We start from the raw sequence: 16,160 nt of genomic DNA, 5'->3' as shown, positions 1-16,160 counted from the left end.
GCTCTCCCACGCCACCCCCACTCCCCACGGAGGATGACAACGATGTCCGAATCCCCGACGCCCCGACTGTCCAGACGGGTCGGACTGTTCCAGGCGACCGCCATCAATATGAGCCAGATGTGCGGCATCGGTCCGTTCGTCACCATCCCGCTGATGGTCGCCGCCTTCGGCGGACCCCAGGCCGTCATCGGCTGGGTGGTCGGCGCACTGCTCGCGCTCGCCGACGGCCTGGTCTGGGCCGAGCTCGGGGCCTCGCTCCCCGGCTCCGGCGGCACCTACGTCTACCTCCGTGAGGCCTTCCAGTACCGAAGCGGCAAGCTGATGCCGTTCCTGTTCGTCTGGACGGCCATGCTCTTCATCCCGCTGATCATGTCGACCGGCGTCCAGGGCATGGTCCAGTACCTCGGCTACCTGTGGCCCGGCATGACGACACTCCAGGGCGACATCGTCGGCGTCGCCGTGGTCGCATTGGTGATCGTGCTGCTGTGGCGCAAGGTCGAGAACATCGGCAGGATCACTGTCGCGATGTGGGCCGTCATGATCGTCGCGGTCGCCGTGGTGATCCTGGCCGCCTTCACGCACTTTCACCCGTCGCTGGCCTTCACCTGGCCCGCGCACGCGATCCAGCTGACCCACGGCTCGTTCTGGATCGGCTTCGCCTCCGGCCTGACCATCGGCATCTACGACTACCTCGGCTACAACACCACCGCCTACATGGGCGCCGAGATCAAGAACCCGGGCCGGGTGCTGCCGCGTTCGGTCATCTACTCGATCGTCGCGATCATGGGCATCTACCTGCTGCTGCAGATCGGCGTCCTCGGCGTCGTGCGCTGGCAGGACATGCTGAACCCCGGCAACGTGGCCTCCCAGTCCGTCGCCTCGGCGGTCATGGAGAAGACCTTCGGCAAGGGCGCGGCCGACGTGGTCACCGTGCTGATCCTGATCACCGCCTTCGCCTCGGTCTTCACCGGCCTGCTCGGGGGCTCCCGGGTGCCCTTCGACGCGGCACGCGACCGGGTCTTCTTCCGGTCCTTCGGCAAGCTGCACCCCAAGCACAACTTCCCCGTCCTCGGGCTGGTGAGCATGGGCGTGATCACTGCCGCCGGATTCGTGCTGGCCCGCCACGTCGGCAACGCCGCCACCCACCCGCCGCTGGGCGTGCTGATCACGCTGCTGACCACCGTCATGGTGATCATCCAGGCGCTGGCGCAGATCGCCGCGGTCACCGTGCTGCGCCGCCGTCAGCCGAACCTGGCCCGCCCGTACAAGATGCTGCTCTACCCGCTCCCCAGCGTGGTCGCCGGGATCGGCTGGCTCGTCATCTACGGCTGGGCGGACAAGGCCAACCCCGGCGTGCACCCGATCGAGTGGTCGCTGGCCTGGGTCGTGCTCGGCGTGGTCGCCTACCTGATCTGGTCGCGCGTGGAGAAGTCCTGGCCGTTCGGCCCGAAGGAGATCCACGAGGAGTACCTCACGGCGCAGGAGCAGCCGGTCCCGGCCGCCTCGCGCTGAGGCCGCGCCGGCCGGGCTCCTCGCCCCCGCCGCGCCGCACCACCCATCCCGCCGGTCTCCCGGTCGGGCGCACGCACCGCTCCCCGTGACGGTCGCGCCCGGCCGGGGCCCTGCCCAAGGACGCCTCCCGATGCTGGAACACCCCGCGCCCCACCCCGACCCCGACTCGGGCCTCGGCCCTGGCCTCGACCCCGGCCTCGACGTCGGAGCTTCCCCTTACCCTGCAACGCCGTTCACCGTGATCGGCATCGACTTCGGCGGCACCAAGACCGAGGTCGCCCTCGCCGACCCGCACGGCGCCGTCCTGGCCCGCGAACGGATCGCAACCCTGGCCGACCGCGGCCCCGAACAGGCGCTGGCCCGCGCCGCCGAGGCCGCCGGACGCCTCGCCCGCGCCTCGCTGGACCGCTTCGGCGTGCCGGTCGCCGCGCACGCGGCCGTCGCGCCGGGCATCGTCCAGGCCGACCGGATCCTGCTCACGCCCAACCTCCCCGGCTGGGAACGCATCGCGCTCGCCTCCCGCCTCGCCGAGGTGTTGGGGACCGACGCGGTCTCCGTCGCCAACGACGTCCGGGCCGGCGCCCTGGCCGAGCTGCGTTTCGGCGCGCTGCACGGCGTCGATCCGGGCATGTACGTGAGCCTGGGCACCGGCATCGCCGCCGCGCTCACCACCGGCGGACGCGTGCTCGCGGGCGCGCACCAAGCGGCGGGCGAGATCGGCTACATGAACCCGGGAGACGCCCCCGCCGACGCGGTCACGGCCGGTCGGGCCCCGCTGGAGGAGGCCGTCGCCGGAAAGGGCCTCGGCGAGCGCGCGGCCGAGCTGCTCGGCGTCCCGGTCACCGGTGCGGAGCTGTTCCACAGCAAGGCCCCGGCCGCCCGGGAGTTGGTGGACGAGACGCTGACGGTCCTGGCCACCGCGCTCGCCAACCTCGCCGTCTTCGTCGACCCGCAGCGGATCGTCCTGGGCGGCGGCATGATGGCCTCCGCCGATGTCATCCTGCCCCGGCTCACCGAGCTGATCGCCGCGGCCACCCCCTTCCCGCCGGAGCTGCGGGCGGCGCGCTTCCTCCAGGACGCCTCGCTGCACGGGGCCGTCGCCCTCGCGCTGGACGGCCTGCGCGCGCGGCCCGCAGCGTCGGCGCGCCCCGCCCGCCCGGCCTCCGCCCTGTCCGTCACGTCCCGTCCCGGAGCGACCCAATGACCACGACCTCTCCCCAGTCCGCACTGCTCGGTGCGCAGATGAACACCGAGATGCGTCAACAGCCGGACGTCCTGGCGGCGTTGGCCGACCGGTTCCCGGCACTGACCGCTGAGGTCTCCCGGCTGGCCGCGTCGCTGGGCGGTCCCGGCGGCGGCCCGCTCGGCGTGGCCTTCCTGGCGCGCGGCTCGTCGGACCACGCCGCCCTGCTCGGGCGCTACGCCGTCGAGCTGCAGACCGGCCTGCCGACCTGCCTGGTCGCGCCGAGCGTCACCACCGCCTATCACCGCGCGCCGGAGGGCTTCCGTGGCTGGCTTCTGGTGGCCCTCTCGCAATCCGGCCGCACGCCGGAGATCGTCGACCTGGCCCGGCGCTACACCGCCGCAGGCGCGGCGGTGGTCGCGGTGACCAACGACGGCGACTCCGACCTCGCCCACACCGCCGCGCTGACCGTCGCCCTGGACGCCGGACCGGAGCGCGCCGTCCCGGCGACCAAGACGGTGACCGCCCAGATGCTCGCCGTCCTGGCCGTCGCCTCGGGGCTGGGCGGCACCGGGGCTTTGACGCATCGTCAGGCCGCGTCGCTGCCTTCGGTCCTGGCGGACCTGCTCGCGGACTCCGAAGGCCCGGCAACAGCCGCCGAGTTGGTGGCCCGCCACGACCGGCTGGCCGTCGTCGGACGCGGCGCGTGCTACCCGGCCGCACTGGAGAGCGCATTGAAGCTCCAGGAGACCACCGGCCTGATGGCCCACGGCTTCTCCACCGCCGACTTCCGCCACGGCCCGATAGCGGTCTGCGGCCCGCACGCCCCAGCCGTCCTGCTCGCGGGCTCCGGCCCTGCCGACGCCGACACCCTCGACCTCCGCACGGCCCTGACCGAACGCGGCGCACCGACCGTCCTCGCCGGCACCGCCCCCGAGGCGCTGCTGCCCTGGCCCGCCCTCGGCCACCTCGGCGAGTGCCTCCCCGCCACCGTCCGCGGCCAGCAACTCGCCCTGGCCACCTCCCGCGCCCTCTCCATCGACCCGGACCAGCCCGTGGGGTTGAACAAGGTGACCATGACGTCCTGACTCTTCCTCCGCGTGGCGGACGCGCGGGGCGGGGCCGTGCTGGAGACCGCGTGGTCGGCCCACCTGCGGCCGTTCGCCCGGGCCGGGCTGCGCCCCGCGGGCGCGACCGACGTCGGCGCGGTCTGGTGCGAGGTGCCGCTTGACGTGGCACGGCCTCACCCAGCGGCTGCGGTGACCAGCGAACCCTCAAGCCCGGCCTGCGCCCGCTCCACCGCCTTGATCTGACGTCGCGCCAGCCACAGCGGGATCGCGCCGATGACACCGAAGGACATGTCGATCGGCAGCCACCACAACGGCAACCCACGCAGCGGGCCGCAGATCAGCGCCAGCGGGACGATCCCGGCGCAGGCGATCAGCCCGAACTCCAGTACCCACACGTTCCGGACGGGATCCCGCAGCGGCCCGACGAACGCGACGGCGATCGTCAGGTGCGCGAAGGCGAGCCAGTCGGTCCCGTAGGCGAGGAACGGATAGGCCTTCCCCGTCGCGACCAACCCGTCGTGCGCGTGCCGAATCCAGGCGACCTGAGCCGGAAGACGGGCCGCCACCCCGGCGAGCGGCGAACTCCGGTCCGTGGCCCACCACAGCAGCCACCGGCTCTCGGTCACCAGCGGAAAGGCCGTCAGCCCGGCGAGCACCAGGCCCGCCATGAACACCACGATCCACACGCGTGCGCGCCTCAGGCGCTCCCCCTCGGTCATGGCCGCCATCATGGACCTGTTTTTGAACACGTTCAACTCCACCTCTGACATTGGTCGTCACCCCTCCCCACGCGGATACTTGAGCTGTGTACACCGTGTACGAGGAGCGTCCGGCCGAGCGGTTCGCCGGGGCGGTGGTGTGGAGCCGGGTGCGGGAGGCGGCCGCGCCGACGCCGGTGCGGGTGCTGCCCGACGGGTGCATGGACCTGATCTGGATGGACGGCGAGCTGCTGGTCGCCGGGCCCGACACGGCCGCGCAGGTGGTGTCCGGGGCGGCCGGACAGCACTACACCGGGCTGCGGTTCGCGCCCGGCCGGGCCGCCGCCGTGCTCGGGGTCGCCGCGTGGGAGCTGCGGGACCAGCGGGTGCCGCTGGCGGCGCTGCGGTCGGACCGCCTGGTCCGCGAGTGGAGCGAGCGCGTCGGCGACGCCGCCGACCGGGGCGTGGCGCTGGAGACGCTGGCCGCGCAGCTCGCCGAGACTCGTGACCTCGCCGACCCGGTTCCGCCCGGCGTCCTCGGGGGCCTGCGCCGCGGACTGGCCGTGCCCGCTCTGGCCCGCGGCCTCGCGCTCAGCGAGCGGCAGTTGCGGCGGCGCTGCCTGGACGCCTTCGGCTACGGGCCGAAGACGCTCGACCGGGTGCTACGGCTGGGCCGGGCACTCGGACCGGCGCGCGGCGGGCTGCCCTTCGCGCAGGTCGCCGCCGTCGCGGGCTACGCCGACCAGGCGCACCTGGCCCGCGAGGTGCGGGCGCTCGCCGGCGTGCCGCTGGGACGACTGCTGGCCGACGAGGCTGGTGCGAACGGGTCCGAGCAGTCCGCGCCGGGGACCACTCAGGCGGGAACCTCAGGCGGGCAGTGAGGCGAAGAGGTCGACGCCGTTGCCGTCCGGGTCGTGGACGATCGCGTAGCGCTGTCCCCAGAAGGCGTCCCACGGGGCCTTGTGGCCGTGATGGCCCGCGGCGACCAGATCCGCGTACACCTTGTCCACCCCGGCCGGATCGCCGCAGTCGAACGCCAGGGCCACCCGTGCGCCACCGGTCGGCGGCTGCCACTCCGGGTCGAAGCTCCGGATCGTCTCGACGGTGTCCCAGGCCAGCCGCAGACCGCTCGGGAGCACCACGTCGACATGCGGCTGCGAGTCCGCGTCGGCGGGGATGTCGATCCCGAGGCGGCGGTAGAAGGCGAGCGCCGCGGCCATGTCCCCGACGGTCAGGCCGATCATTCCAAGGAAGGGCTGTGAAGTCATGGCTTCACGCTAGCCAGCGCAACACGTCGCGGTCTTGAACGAAACGGCCACACCGCAGCGACGTCGCAGGCACGTCCCAGCCACGTCCCGCTGCCCACCCGCCCGCCGCCGGCCCGGCGGGCTTGGGTACGCTCGGAGCGCATGTCAGCCGATTCACGCGTGGTGCTCAGGACGGTCGCCGCCCGGGTGATCGACCGGATGCCGGAGCTCAGCGCCCGGACCATCGAGTTGATCGTGTCCCACGAGCGGGCCTACCAGAGCGGTGGGCGGGTCCCGCTCAGCATGCTCACCGAGTCCGTCGACGCCAACATGCGCTCGATCCTGGAGGCACTGGCCGGCGCGGCGCGGCCGGAGGCGGACGAGCTCGCCCCCGCCCGCACCACCGGCCGCCACCGCGCCCAGCAGGGCGTGCCGCTGGAGTGCGTGCTGCGCGCGTACCGGCTGGCCACCCGGGTCATCCTGCACGCCATGATGGCCGAGGTGCGGGGACGGCCCTACGACGAGCTCGAGGCCTTCCTCGACGTCACCACGGCGGTCACCGACATGGTGGACCGCCACTCCCAGGCCGTCGTCGACGGCTACCGGCGCACCGAGGCCGAGCTGCGCCACCGCGACACCCAGCGCCGACAGGCCATGTTCGACGCACTGCTGGAGGGCCGCGGCAGCGACCCGCGGACCGCCGCGGAAGCGCTGGACGCCCTCGACCTCCCGACGACCGGCCGTTACGCCGTCATCGTGGCCGCGTTCGACGTGGCGGCGCAGCACACCTTCAGCGCCGCGCGCGACGCGCTGGCCGCCTACGGATTCTCCGCCGCCTGGCGCAGCCGCAGCGACCGGGAGATCGGCCTCGTGTCGCTGGCCGACGGGTCGCCGACGGACAGGTCAGCGAGGGACAGGTCGCCGGCGGACAGGTCGCCCGCCGCCGACGCGTCGCTGGCGCGTCTGCTGACGACGCTGCGTCGCGCGCCGCTCGGCCGGGTCGGGGTGTCGGACGCGTTCGACCGAGTCAGGGACCTGCCGGACGCGCACCGCTGGGCCGATCTGGCGGCCCGGACCATCCCGCCGGGCGAGGCCGAGGTCGCCTGGATCGCGGAACGGCTGCCCGAGGCACTGCTGGTGGCCAGCCCGGCACTTGCGGAACGCCTCGCCCAGGACACTTTCGGCGGTGTACTCGACCTGCCCCCGGAGGAGCGGGACCTGCTGCTCTCCACCCTGGCCGAGTGGTTCGCCCACGGCCGCTCGTCGGCGCGCGCCGCCCCCGGCCTCTACTGCCACCGCAACACGGTGGTGCACCGCCTGCACCGCGTCGAGCACCTCAGCGGCGGCAGTTTGGAGGACCCCCGGTTCCTCCTCCACTGCCAGCTCGGCCTGCTGACGCTCCGACCACCACGTCCGAGCGCTGCAGGCTGACGAACTGACGGGCCGACGGATCGACCGGGGGCGATCGGGGGTCGATCGCGGGGCCATCAGAGGACGATCCGGGGGCGATCGACGCAGAGGCTTTTCACAGCTTCGGCCCCATTTGAGCGTGATCACCGTCACAGCAGGCCGGATCGCGTCGGTCCTGCCGGTCACGGTTCCGTTACCACGGCATTCACCCTGTAGCGTGATCGCCGCACGGTCGACGCACGCTGACGCGACGTCCGGGTCGGCAGCGGTTGGAGAGGGCTGAAGCATGGAAGAACGGCGTCGTCTGGGCGGACGGTACGAGCTGGGCGGCCTCCTCGGACGGGGTGGCATGGCCGAGGTGTACATCGCCCACGACGTCCGGCTGGACCGGACCGTCGCCGTCAAGACCCTGCGTGCGGACATGGCCCACGACGAGACCGGCCTGGCCCGGTTCCGTCGCGAGGCGCAGTCCACCGCGAGCCTCAACCACCCGGCCATCGTCGCCGTCTACGACACCGACGAGGACCAGTTCAACGGGGCGTCGATCCCGTTCATCGTGATGGAGTACGTCGAGGGCTCCACCCTGCTCAAGCTGGCCCAGAGCGGTCGCCGTCTGCTGCCCGAGCGTACGTTGGAGATGACCGTCGGCATCCTCCAGGCGCTGGCCTACTCGCACCGCAACGGCATCATCCACCGCGACATGAAGCCGGCCAACGTCATGCTCACCCGTACCGGCCAGGTCAAGGTGATGGACTTCGGCATCGCCCGCGCCATGGGCGACGCCGGGATGACCATGACGGCGACCTCCGCCGTCATCGGCACCGCCCAGTACCTCTCCCCCGAGCAGGCACGCGGCGAGCAGGTGGACGTCCGCACCGACCTCTACTCCACCGGCTGCCTGCTCTACGAACTGCTGGCACTGCGCCCGCCGTTCATCGGCGACTCGCCGATCTCGGTCGCCTACCAGCACGTCCAGGACCAGCCGCTGCCCCCGTCGACGTTCGACCCGCAGATCCGGCCGGAGATCGACGCCATCGTGCTCAAGGCGCTGACCAAGGACCGCGAGGCCCGCTACCAGACCGCCGACGAGATGCGCGCCGACATCGAGCGCGTGCTGGGCGGCCAGCCGCTGACCGTCGCCGCCCCGATGGTCAACACGGTCGCGGCCGGCGCCCGCAGCCAGGACTTCGGCGGCCCGCAGGCGGCCTCGCGGCCCGCCGCGCCCGCGTCCCCCGCCGCCACGACGTACGGCACGTCCCGCCCGGACGCCACGCGTTCGCGTGGCGCGTCCTCCACCACGGGCAAGGACCAGCGCCGCGCGTACGCGCTGATCGCCCTCCTGGGCGGCGTGGTCCTGCTGGTCTCGTGCCTCGCCACGCAGGCGCTGATGAGCTGAGGGGCGCGGGTGGTGAGTCCCCACGGGGCTACCGCCGGCCGAAGGCACTTCAGGCTTCGGCCACCGCCGTCACGGCGACGAGCAGCACCAGCGCGATCGCCAACGCCCAGGCCGCGCCGACGTGCAGGAACACCGCCGCCCCGCACAGCGCGCCACACAGCATCGCCGTGACCGACAGAACCCTGCGCAGCGCCGCTCGCGCGGGTGGGTCGGTGGCGAGGCCGGTGAGGGTGAGCGTCAGCACGGTCGTCGTCAGGTCCGGCACGGCCAGCCTGCGGACCACCGCGTTCTGCATGCCCATCCCCCAGCCGAGCAGCGCGATCAGCGCCACCTTCGCGCCGACCGAGGTGTGTCCCGCCGTGCCCGCGACCACGACCGCCCCCGCCACCAGCAGCGACTGGACGCCGACGACGGTCCGGAACAACGGAACCGGAGCCGCACCGGAGCCCGCGGCGCGCGCCTCGCGCAGGCCGGAGAAGCGGCCGACCAGCCAGGCGCCCGCCGCGAAGGCGCCGATGGCGAGCAGCGAGGCCCAGACCGACAGGCCCGGCGCACCCGCCAGGGAGAAGCCGAGGAAGACCACGTTGCCGGTCATGTTGGCGACGAAGACCCGGCCGAGCCCGAGGTAACTGACCGCGTCCACCACGCCCGTGACGAAGGTCAGCACGACCAGCAGCACCGGCAGCGCGCCGAAGCGGTTGCCGTCGGGCGGAAAGAGCCGGTCCGCCGCACGCCGCAGCGCCTCCCGCACGCCGCCCGAACCCGCGCCCGAGCCCGCGCCTGCGCCTGCGCCTGCGCCCGAACTGGCCTGCTGCGACTCGCCCATGACGGTGCCTCCGAATCCACCTCACGCGAACGGCCCGCCCCTCTCGCGCAGGGCCAGAGGCGAGCTTCTCATGGTCAACAGCCCCCCGCGTGGGAGGACGTGGGAGCTTCGCGGGTCCGGCTGCTGACGGCGGCGGGACTGGTCCGCTCAGCCGTCGGCAGCGGTCAGCACGGTGACGCCGTTCAGCCGAGAGGGTGAAACGTCCCGCTCGGGCGCTCCCCCAGAGCCCCCGTCGGCGTTGGTCGCGGTGTACGTCGACTCGCTGGTCGGGCCGACAACAGACGTGATCCACGGATCTTCTGATCCACCGACAGTTCCTGGAAGGGACGGATTTCATGCGTAGCACCAAGCGCGGCCTCCTCGTCACCGTCGCCGCCGCCGGCATCCTGGCCGCCGGCGCGGGCGTGGCCGCCGCCAGCAGCACCGCCAACGGCGACGCCTCCAACTCCCCCGGCTTCCTCTCCGGCAACCTGGTCCAGGTTCCGGTCCACATCCCGGTCAACGCGTGCGGCAACACCGTCAACGTGATCGGCGCCCTGAACCCGGCGTTCGGCAACGGCTGCGCCAACGCCGGCTGAGTCACCTCAGCACCCCAGAGCCCGGGCCTGGGTCCGGACCTGGCTCCGGTGCCCCCGGTCCGACCGCTTTCGCGGCCGGGCCGGGGGCACCGGCGTCTGCGGACGCCACACCGGAACATGCCGCGTTCTGGCGGAGCGCCGGGCCTGGAGCGATCCTGTGATCGTGAGGCACACGGCTGCGCACTTCCTGCACCGGCTCTGGGAGGAGGGCCGGGAAGCGGAGATCCTGAACCGCTCCATGGCCTTCGCCGCGCTCTTCTTCGTCACGCTGGTGCCCCTGCTGGTGGTCATCTCCGCCGCGTCCGCGTCGCGCGGCAACGGCATCACCCAGTGGATCACCGACGGTCTCGGCCTCTCCGGCTCGGGAGCGCACGCCGTGAAGATGCTCTTCGCCTCGCGCAAGCAGGTACTCAGCACCACCACCGCCTTCGGCCTCGCCGCGCTCGCGGTGTTCGGCCTTTCGCTGTTGGCCTCCGTGCAGACGGCCTTGGAGCGGATCTGGAAGCTGCCGCGCGGCCCCTGGCACACCACCTGGCGACAGGCCGTGGGGCTGGCCGGGCTGATCGGCTACATCCTGATCGCCGCCTGGAGCGGCGTGCCGTGGCAGCAGACCGTGCTGCAGCCGACGCTGCACGTGGTGGCGACGATCTTCGGCGGCGTGGCCCTCTTCTGGTGGCTGCAGTGGCTGTTGCTCGGCTCCCGGGTGAGCTGGGGCCGCCTGCTGCCGGGCGCGGTGGCGACCATGGTCGCGCTGGCCGGACTCCGGCTCTTCTCGCGCTTCGTCTTCGCCCCGCTGCTGGTCTCGAACGCCGTCTCGTACGGGACGGTCGGCACGGTGCTGATCTTCCAGTCCTGGCTGATCGGGGTCGGCTACACGATCTACGGCGGCGCCCTCGCGGGACGCATCCTGGCCGAGGCGCACCCCACGCACACCGACCACTGAGCAACGACCGCTGACCGCTGGCCACCGATCGGTTCGGCCGCCTGACGTGCGCCGCCCCGCCAGGGGGTAGTTACAACTGATTGATTAAGCTAGTGTAAGTATTCGTGGAACCCAAGGAATCCCCCGAACGCACTGCCGAACGCGCGCGCGAACACGCGTCCGAACTGGCCGCCGAACTGCGGCTGGCCGTTGGCCGGATCGCCAGGTCGCTGCGACAGGCGCACGCCGTCGGCGACCAGACGATGTCCGAGGTGTCCGTGCTCGCCCGGCTGGACCGGGACGGGCCGATGTCGCCGAGCACGCTGGCCGCGTGCGAGCGGGTCCGGCCGCAGGCGATGGCCACCACGCTGGCCGGTCTGGTGGACCGCGGGCTGGTCGCCCGGACGCAGGACGCCAGCGACGGCCGGCGGATGCTGATCTCCGTCACCCCGGACGGCCTGCGGATCCTCTCGGATCGCCGCTCGGCGTCGCTCCAGCGGCTCACCGAGGCGGTCCACACCGCACTGACACCGGCCGAGCAGGAGCAACTGCTCGCCGCCATCCCCCTGCTGGAACGACTCGCGGAGCAGTTGTGATATCCGACAAGGCCCCGTCCGGCCAGTCGCCCTCGGGCGCGACCGTGGTGCGGAGCGACCGCTACAAGTGGGTCGCCCTGTCCAACACCACGCTCGGCGTGCTGATCGCGACGGTGGACAGCTCCATCGTGATCATCTCGCTGCCCGCGATCTTCCGCGGCATCGGCCTGGACCCGCTCTCGCCTGGCAACATCGGCTACCTGCTCTGGATGATCCTCGGCTACACCCTGGTCTCCGCCGTGCTGGTGGTGGCGCTGGGACGGCTCGGCGACATGTTCGGCCGGGTCCGGATGTACAACATCGGCTTCGTCGTCTTCTCCCTGGCCTCGCTCGCGCTCTCGCTGGACCCGATGCACGGCGGCGCAGGCGCGCTCTGGCTGATCGGCTTCCGCATCGTCCAGGCCGTCGGCGGCTCGATGCTGACGGCCAACTCCGCGGCGATCCTCACCGACGCGTTCCCGGCCCGGCAGCGCGGCATGGCGCTGGGCATCAACCAGATCACCGCCCTGGCGGGCATGTTCCTCGGCCTGCTGGCGGGCGGCGTGCTCGCGGCGATCGACTGGCGCGCGGTGTTCTGGGTCAGCGTCCCGATCGGCGTGGTCGGCACCTTCTGGTCGTACCGGAGCCTGCGCGAGGTCGGCACCCGCAAGCCGGGACGGATCGACTGGATCGGCAACATCACCTTCACCGCCGGTGCCGCCGTGCTGCTGGCCGGGGTCACCTACGGGATCCAGCCCTACGGGGGCCACTCCACCGGCTGGACCAACCCGTGGGTGATCGCCGGGCTGGTGGGCGGTGTGCTGCTGCTGGCGGCGTTCTGCCTTGCCGAGACCAAGGTCGCCGACCCGATGTTCCAGCTGAGCCTGTTCCGGATCCGTGCCTTCGCGGCCGGGAACATCGCGGCGCTGCTGATCGCCATCGCGCGCGGCGGCATGCAGTTCATGCTGATCGTCTGGCTGCAGGGCATCTGGCTGCCGCTGCACGGCTACAGCTTCGAGCGGACACCGCTGTGGGCCGGCATCTTCATGCTCCCGCTGACCGTCGGCTTCCTGATCGGCGGCCCGGCGTCCGGGTACCTCTCCGACCGCTACGGCGCGCGGCTCTTCGCGACCACAGGTCTGCTGCTGGTCGCCGGGTCGTTCATCGGCCTGGTGCTGCTGCCGGTCGACTTCTCCTACCCCACGTTCGCCGGGCTGCTCTTCGTCAGCGGGCTGGGTCAGGGGATGTTCTCTGCGCCCAACACGTCGTCGATCATGGGCAGCGTCCCGCCGGGCCAGCGCGGCGTGGCGTCGGGCATGCGGTCCACCTTCCAGAACTCCGGGACCGCACTCTCCATCGGCCTGTTCTTCTCGCTGATGGTCGTCGGCCTGTCCGGCACCCTGCCGCACACGCTGAGCAGCGGCCTGCACGCCCAGGGCGTCCCGGTGGCGACCGCGAACCAGGTCGCCTCGCTACCGCCGGTGGCGACGCTCTTCGCCACGTTCCTCGGCAACAACCCGATCGGCCACCTGCTCGGCCCGAGCGGCGTGCTGAACACGCTGCCCGCGCACGCCGTCCAGACGCTGACCGGCAACAGGTTCTTCCCCGAGCTGGTCTCCGACCCATTCCACCACGGGCTGATCACCGTCTTCGGCGCGGCTGCGGCGATGGCCCTGGTCGCGGCGGGTGCGTCGATGCTGCGCGGCAAGCACCAGGCGGCGCCGGGGCGTCCGGGCGGTCCGGGCTCGGGGTCGGACGCGAGCGCGGACGCGTCCGGCGGCTCCCCCGCTGCCGCCGGGCAGGACGACGCGGCCACGTCCCGCTCCTGACTCCCTGGAATCAGGCAGGGGCACCACAGGGTTTCCACAAAGTGCCCCCGTAGGGTCCAGACCTACCCGCGAGTGATCGGAGCACGACCCATGGCAGAACTGCACATGTTCGCGGGCGGAACCGCCGTCGAGGACCGGCTGGTCCCCGACGCCGCCTGGTGGGTCCGGCCCGCGCACTCCTCGCGGGGACGCCAGGCGCTGGAGATCTACCACGGCGACAGGCTGCTCGACGTGATGGTCGAGGGCGCACTCGCGCCCGAGGTGCTGCGCGGGGCCGTGCGCGGCGAGCCGGACGAGCCGGTGCTGGCCTGGGGCCTGCTCGCGGCCGAGGAGGGCCTGCCGGAGGTCCGCTTCGGCCGGGAGTCGGCCGCGGCGGAGGTCCGCGTCGTCGCGGACGTCTTCTGGGTCGCGCTCGGGCGTGCGGACGCGGACCGCGTCACCGTCCTCGCCCACCCGGGCGCCGAGCCGGAGGGCCTCCGGGTCGGGCGTCCGCGCTGAGCCGGCTGGTTGAGCTGACCGGAGGAACGGGCCTGGCCGAACGGTCAACCGCTCGATCCCGGGTATGACTCCGACACGGAGAACATGACCGGGCGGAGGAGCGACATGGCCAGGAAAGACAGCCCCGCGTCCTCGCCCGACACCGCACCGTCGGGCGCGCGGCAGAGCCAGGGACCCCACCCGCACCTGCGCCGCACCCGGCTGAGCTCGGCCTGGGTGGCCACGATCGTCGCGTCCGTGGTGCTGGTGCTGCTCCTGATCTTCATCCTCGAGAACAGCGACCAGGTCGACGTCTCCTTCCTCGGTGCCCACGGCCACCTGCCCCTGGGCGTGGCGCTGCTTCTGGCAGCGGTCTGCGGCGTCCTGCTGGTCGCCGTCCCGGGCACCGCCCGCATCATGCAGCTCCGCCGCGCCGGCAAGAAGCTCGCCGCCAACCCACCGGCGCCGTCGACGCGCATCGACGCCTCCGAAACCGGCACCAGCATGGGCACGGGCACCAGTTGAGTCGTCATCGTCGCTGTCCGGAACTCCGGTGACGTCGCTTCGCCAACGGCTAAGCTCTGCTACCGACCGGTAACCAGGGCCCTTCGACCGCTGCGAGGCATCCGTGCACGCGACCACGACCGCATCCGACCGATCCGCCGCATCCGACCGCTCGGCCCGACGGCTCGCCGGACTGCTGGCCACCGCCGGGGCGCTGCACTTCCTCGCGCCCAAGTCCTTCGACGCGATCGTCCCGCGCGCCCTGCCCGGACGCGCCCGCGCGTGGACCTATGCGAGCGGGGTTGCCGAACTCGCGGTCGCGGCAGCACTCGCGTCCCCCCGCCACCGTCGGCTGGGTGGTCAGCTCGCGGCCGGGCTCTTCGTCGCCGTGCTGCCCGCCAACGTACAGATGGCCGTCGACTGGCGGCAGAAGCCGCTGCCGCTCCGTGTCGGCGCCTGGGCCCGACTGCCGCTCCAGCTGCCGCTGGTCATGGAAGCCGTCAAGGTCGCTCGTGGCAGCGGCGGCGTCGGCGCCCCGTGCGAGGATGGCCGCGCCAGCATGGTGTGAGACGGGACGCAGGAGGGGAGGAGCGCGGGGTGCCCGAGGGCGATTCGGTGTTCCTGGCGGCCAAGCAGCTGCACGACGCACTGGCCGGGCAGTCGTTGACCGTCTCCGACCTGCGCGTCCCGGCCCACGCCACCGCTGACCTGACCGGTCGTCAGGTGCTGGACGTGACCCCGCGCGGCAAACACCTGCTGACCCGGATCGAAGGCGGCCTCACCCTCCACACGCATCTGCGGATGGAGGGCCGCTGGCGCGTCTTCCCGACCGGCGCGCCCTGGCATGGCGGTCCGGCGTCGCAGATCCGCGCGGTGCTGGGCAACGCGACGAACACGGCCGTCGGCTACCGCCTCGGCGTCGTCGAACTCCTGCCGACCGCCGCCGAACCGCGCATCGTCGGTCACCTGGGCCCCGACCTGCTCGGCCCCGACTGGGACCCCGCCGAGGCCGTCCGCCGACTGACCGCCGACCCACGACGCGGCTTCGCCGAGGCCCTGCTCGACCAGCGCAACCTGGCCGGGATCGGCAACGTCTACGCCAACGAGCTGTGCTTCATTGCGGGCGTCTCCCCGTGGACCCCGGTCGCGGACGTCGCCGAACTCGACCGCGTCGTCCGCCTCGCCCACCACCTGCTGACGGTCAACCGGCTCCAGCACGGCCATGTGACGACGGGTGACCCCCGCCCCGACCGCCAGAACTGGGTCTACGGCCGCACCCACAAACCCTGCCGCCGCTGCGGCCGCCCCATCCGCACCGGCCGCATCGGCACCCCACCCAAGGACCGCACCGCCTTATGGTGCCCCCGCTGCCAGCCCCGCCCGCAGGCGTGACAGTGCGCCACTCTCATTGCGGTCCCTGACTCTTCCGGGGGACAGGGCTACGGAGCATTAGCCTCAGGTGTGGCCAGAATCAGCCTGTCCCGGACCGTGGACCTTCCTGCTGACGTCTGCTGGCGGCGTGTCACGGACTGGGACCGTCATGGTGACCGGGTGCCGTTCACCCGGGTGTTCGTCGCGGAGGGGTCCGGGCGGGAGTGCGGTGACGTCATCGTGGCCCGGACCGGGATCGGGGCGCTGGGGTTCGACGACGCGATGGAGATCGCGGAGCTGCGCGCACCGGAGCAAGTGGCCGGGGACGACGAGTCCGGGTTCTGCCGACTGGTCAAGCGCGGGCGGGTGGTGCGTGGTTGGGCGGAGCTGAGCGTCGTGCCGGTGCGCGGCGCGTCGCTGACGGAGGTGCGCTGGGAGGAGGAGATCCGGGTGGTCGGGGTGCCCCGGTTCGCCGATCCGCTGGTCGGCGCCGTGGGACGGGTCGTGTTCGGGCGCGCGTTGGAGCACCTGTTGCGCGGGGTGCCGCGCTGAGCGCTGGAGC

Annotated in this window: 17 protein-coding genes and 1 pseudogene; 15 read left to right on the top strand and 3 right to left on the bottom strand. The window is 72.6% G+C overall.

From position 1 onward, the window contains the following. Nucleotides 1-42 precede the first annotated feature (42 nt). From ABH928_RS13500 to ABH928_RS13490, 3 genes are all read left to right on the top strand, one after another. Nucleotides 43-1,512 (top strand): APC family permease, encoded by a 1,470-nt coding sequence (locus ABH928_RS13500; protein WP_370065727.1) that lies wholly within the window; start codon nucleotides 43-45, stop codon nucleotides 1,510-1,512. 130 nt (nucleotides 1,513-1,642) lie between these two features. Then, nucleotides 1,643-2,716 (top strand): ROK family protein, encoded by a 1,074-nt coding sequence (locus ABH928_RS13495; protein WP_370065725.1) that lies wholly within the window; start codon nucleotides 1,643-1,645, stop codon nucleotides 2,714-2,716. Continuing rightward, nucleotides 2,713-3,783, top strand: a complete 1,071-nt coding sequence (locus ABH928_RS13490) for an SIS domain-containing protein (RefSeq protein ID WP_370065723.1) — start codon at nucleotides 2,713-2,715, stop codon at nucleotides 3,781-3,783. The genes ABH928_RS13495 and ABH928_RS13490 overlap by 4 nt, the downstream gene beginning before the upstream one ends. Nucleotides 3,784-3,938: 155 nt before the next feature. On the opposite strand, the gene ABH928_RS13485 is transcribed toward ABH928_RS13490, so the two are convergent. Beyond that, the gene (locus ABH928_RS13485; protein WP_370065721.1) at nucleotides 3,939-4,484 is read right to left on the bottom strand and encodes a hypothetical protein; all 546 of its coding nucleotides are present in this window, start codon (nucleotides 4,482-4,484) and stop codon (nucleotides 3,939-3,941) included. A gap of 95 nt (nucleotides 4,485-4,579) precedes the next feature. Between ABH928_RS13485 and ABH928_RS13480 the strand changes: the two genes are divergently transcribed. After that, complete coding sequence (locus ABH928_RS13480) at nucleotides 4,580-5,344, top strand: helix-turn-helix domain-containing protein (RefSeq protein ID WP_370066088.1); 765 nt, start codon at nucleotides 4,580-4,582, stop codon at nucleotides 5,342-5,344. On the opposite strand, the gene ABH928_RS13475 is transcribed toward ABH928_RS13480, so the two are convergent. Next, entirely contained in the window at nucleotides 5,330-5,731 is a 402-nt protein-coding gene (locus ABH928_RS13475) for a VOC family protein (protein ID WP_370065719.1), read from the bottom strand. The genes ABH928_RS13480 and ABH928_RS13475 overlap by 15 nt on opposite strands. Nucleotides 5,732-5,872: 141 nt before the next feature. Between ABH928_RS13475 and ABH928_RS13470 the strand changes: the two genes are divergently transcribed. After that, nucleotides 5,873-7,141 carry a PucR family transcriptional regulator gene (locus tag ABH928_RS13470; RefSeq protein WP_370065717.1) on the top strand — a complete coding sequence of 423 codons (1,269 nt, stop codon included), beginning with the start codon at nucleotides 5,873-5,875 and terminating at the stop codon, nucleotides 7,139-7,141. Nucleotides 7,142-7,406: 265 nt separating this feature from the next. After that, a pseudogene (gene pknB, locus ABH928_RS13465) lies at nucleotides 7,407-8,477 on the top strand (Stk1 family PASTA domain-containing Ser/Thr kinase); the annotation flags it as partial. An 88-nt stretch (nucleotides 8,478-8,565) separates the two neighbouring features. On the opposite strand, the gene ABH928_RS13460 reads toward pknB, so the two are convergent. Next, nucleotides 8,566-9,342: a YoaK family protein gene (locus tag ABH928_RS13460; RefSeq protein ID WP_370065715.1), complete on the bottom strand. Its 777-nt coding sequence runs from the start codon at nucleotides 9,340-9,342 to the stop codon at nucleotides 8,566-8,568. Between the two features lie 335 nt (nucleotides 9,343-9,677). Between ABH928_RS13460 and ABH928_RS13455 the strand changes: the two genes are divergently transcribed. From ABH928_RS13455 to ABH928_RS13415, 9 genes are all read left to right on the top strand, one after another. Next, nucleotides 9,678-9,920 carry a chaplin gene (locus tag ABH928_RS13455; protein ID WP_370065713.1) on the top strand — a complete coding sequence of 81 codons (243 nt, stop codon included), beginning with the start codon at nucleotides 9,678-9,680 and terminating at the stop codon, nucleotides 9,918-9,920. Nucleotides 9,921-10,083: 163 nt separating this feature from the next. Next, nucleotides 10,084-10,863: a ribonuclease BN gene (locus ABH928_RS13450; RefSeq protein WP_370065711.1), complete on the top strand. Its 780-nt coding sequence runs from the start codon at nucleotides 10,084-10,086 to the stop codon at nucleotides 10,861-10,863. A 104-nt stretch (nucleotides 10,864-10,967) separates the two neighbouring features. Next, nucleotides 10,968-11,438: a MarR family winged helix-turn-helix transcriptional regulator gene (locus tag ABH928_RS13445; RefSeq protein ID WP_370065709.1), complete on the top strand. Its 471-nt coding sequence runs from the start codon at nucleotides 10,968-10,970 to the stop codon at nucleotides 11,436-11,438. Then, entirely contained in the window at nucleotides 11,438-13,246 is a 1,809-nt protein-coding gene (locus ABH928_RS13440; RefSeq protein ID WP_370066086.1) for an MFS transporter, read from the top strand. The genes ABH928_RS13445 and ABH928_RS13440 overlap by 1 nt, the downstream gene beginning before the upstream one ends. Before the next feature lie 90 nt (nucleotides 13,247-13,336). Next, nucleotides 13,337-13,744, top strand: coding sequence for a hypothetical protein (locus ABH928_RS13435; protein ID WP_370065707.1), 408 nt, complete (start codon nucleotides 13,337-13,339; stop codon nucleotides 13,742-13,744). 105 nt (nucleotides 13,745-13,849) lie between these two features. After that, complete coding sequence (locus ABH928_RS13430; RefSeq protein WP_370065705.1) at nucleotides 13,850-14,248, top strand: lipopolysaccharide assembly LapA domain-containing protein; 399 nt, start codon at nucleotides 13,850-13,852, stop codon at nucleotides 14,246-14,248. Between the two features lie 103 nt (nucleotides 14,249-14,351). Further along, nucleotides 14,352-14,795 (top strand): hypothetical protein, encoded by a 444-nt coding sequence (locus tag ABH928_RS13425; protein ID WP_370065703.1) that lies wholly within the window; start codon nucleotides 14,352-14,354, stop codon nucleotides 14,793-14,795. 29 nt (nucleotides 14,796-14,824) lie between these two features. Continuing rightward, nucleotides 14,825-15,619, top strand: a complete 795-nt coding sequence (locus tag ABH928_RS13420; protein WP_370065701.1) for a DNA-formamidopyrimidine glycosylase family protein — start codon at nucleotides 14,825-14,827, stop codon at nucleotides 15,617-15,619. A gap of 96 nt (nucleotides 15,620-15,715) precedes the next feature. Then, nucleotides 15,716-16,150 carry an SRPBCC family protein gene (locus ABH928_RS13415; RefSeq protein WP_370065699.1) on the top strand — a complete coding sequence of 145 codons (435 nt, stop codon included), beginning with the start codon at nucleotides 15,716-15,718 and terminating at the stop codon, nucleotides 16,148-16,150. Nucleotides 16,151-16,160: the final 10 nt, after the last annotated feature.

This window comes from Streptacidiphilus sp. MAP5-3 (genome assembly GCF_041262505.1).
Taxonomy (GTDB): Bacteria; Actinomycetota; Actinomycetes; order Streptomycetales; family Streptomycetaceae; genus Streptacidiphilus.
This window is presented reverse-complemented; position numbering and strand designations above follow the sequence as displayed.

Bases quoted from the DNA above. Each gene is read 5' to 3' on its own strand.
- ABH928_RS13455 (WP_370065713.1), top strand. From the start codon at position 9,678: ATGCGTAGCACCAAGCGCGGCCTCCTCGTCACCGTCGCCGCCGCCGGC.
- ABH928_RS13460 (WP_370065715.1), bottom strand. From the start codon at position 9,342: ATGGGCGAGTCGCAGCAGGCCAGTTCGGGCGCAGGCGCAGGCGCAGGC.
- ABH928_RS13500 (WP_370065727.1), top strand. From the start codon at position 43: ATGTCCGAATCCCCGACGCCCCGACTGTCCAGACGGGTCGGACTGTTC.
- ABH928_RS13430 (WP_370065705.1), top strand. From the start codon at position 13,850: ATGGCCAGGAAAGACAGCCCCGCGTCCTCGCCCGACACCGCACCGTCG.
- ABH928_RS13490 (WP_370065723.1), top strand. From the start codon at position 2,713: ATGACCACGACCTCTCCCCAGTCCGCACTGCTCGGTGCGCAGATGAAC.
- ABH928_RS13475 (WP_370065719.1), bottom strand. From the start codon at position 5,731: ATGACTTCACAGCCCTTCCTTGGAATGATCGGCCTGACCGTCGGGGAC.
- ABH928_RS13470 (WP_370065717.1), top strand. From the start codon at position 5,873: ATGTCAGCCGATTCACGCGTGGTGCTCAGGACGGTCGCCGCCCGGGTG.
- ABH928_RS13485 (WP_370065721.1), bottom strand. From the start codon at position 4,484: ATGACCGAGGGGGAGCGCCTGAGGCGCGCACGCGTGTGGATCGTGGTG.
- ABH928_RS13435 (WP_370065707.1), top strand. From the start codon at position 13,337: ATGGCAGAACTGCACATGTTCGCGGGCGGAACCGCCGTCGAGGACCGG.
- ABH928_RS13495 (WP_370065725.1), top strand. From the start codon at position 1,643: ATGCTGGAACACCCCGCGCCCCACCCCGACCCCGACTCGGGCCTCGGC.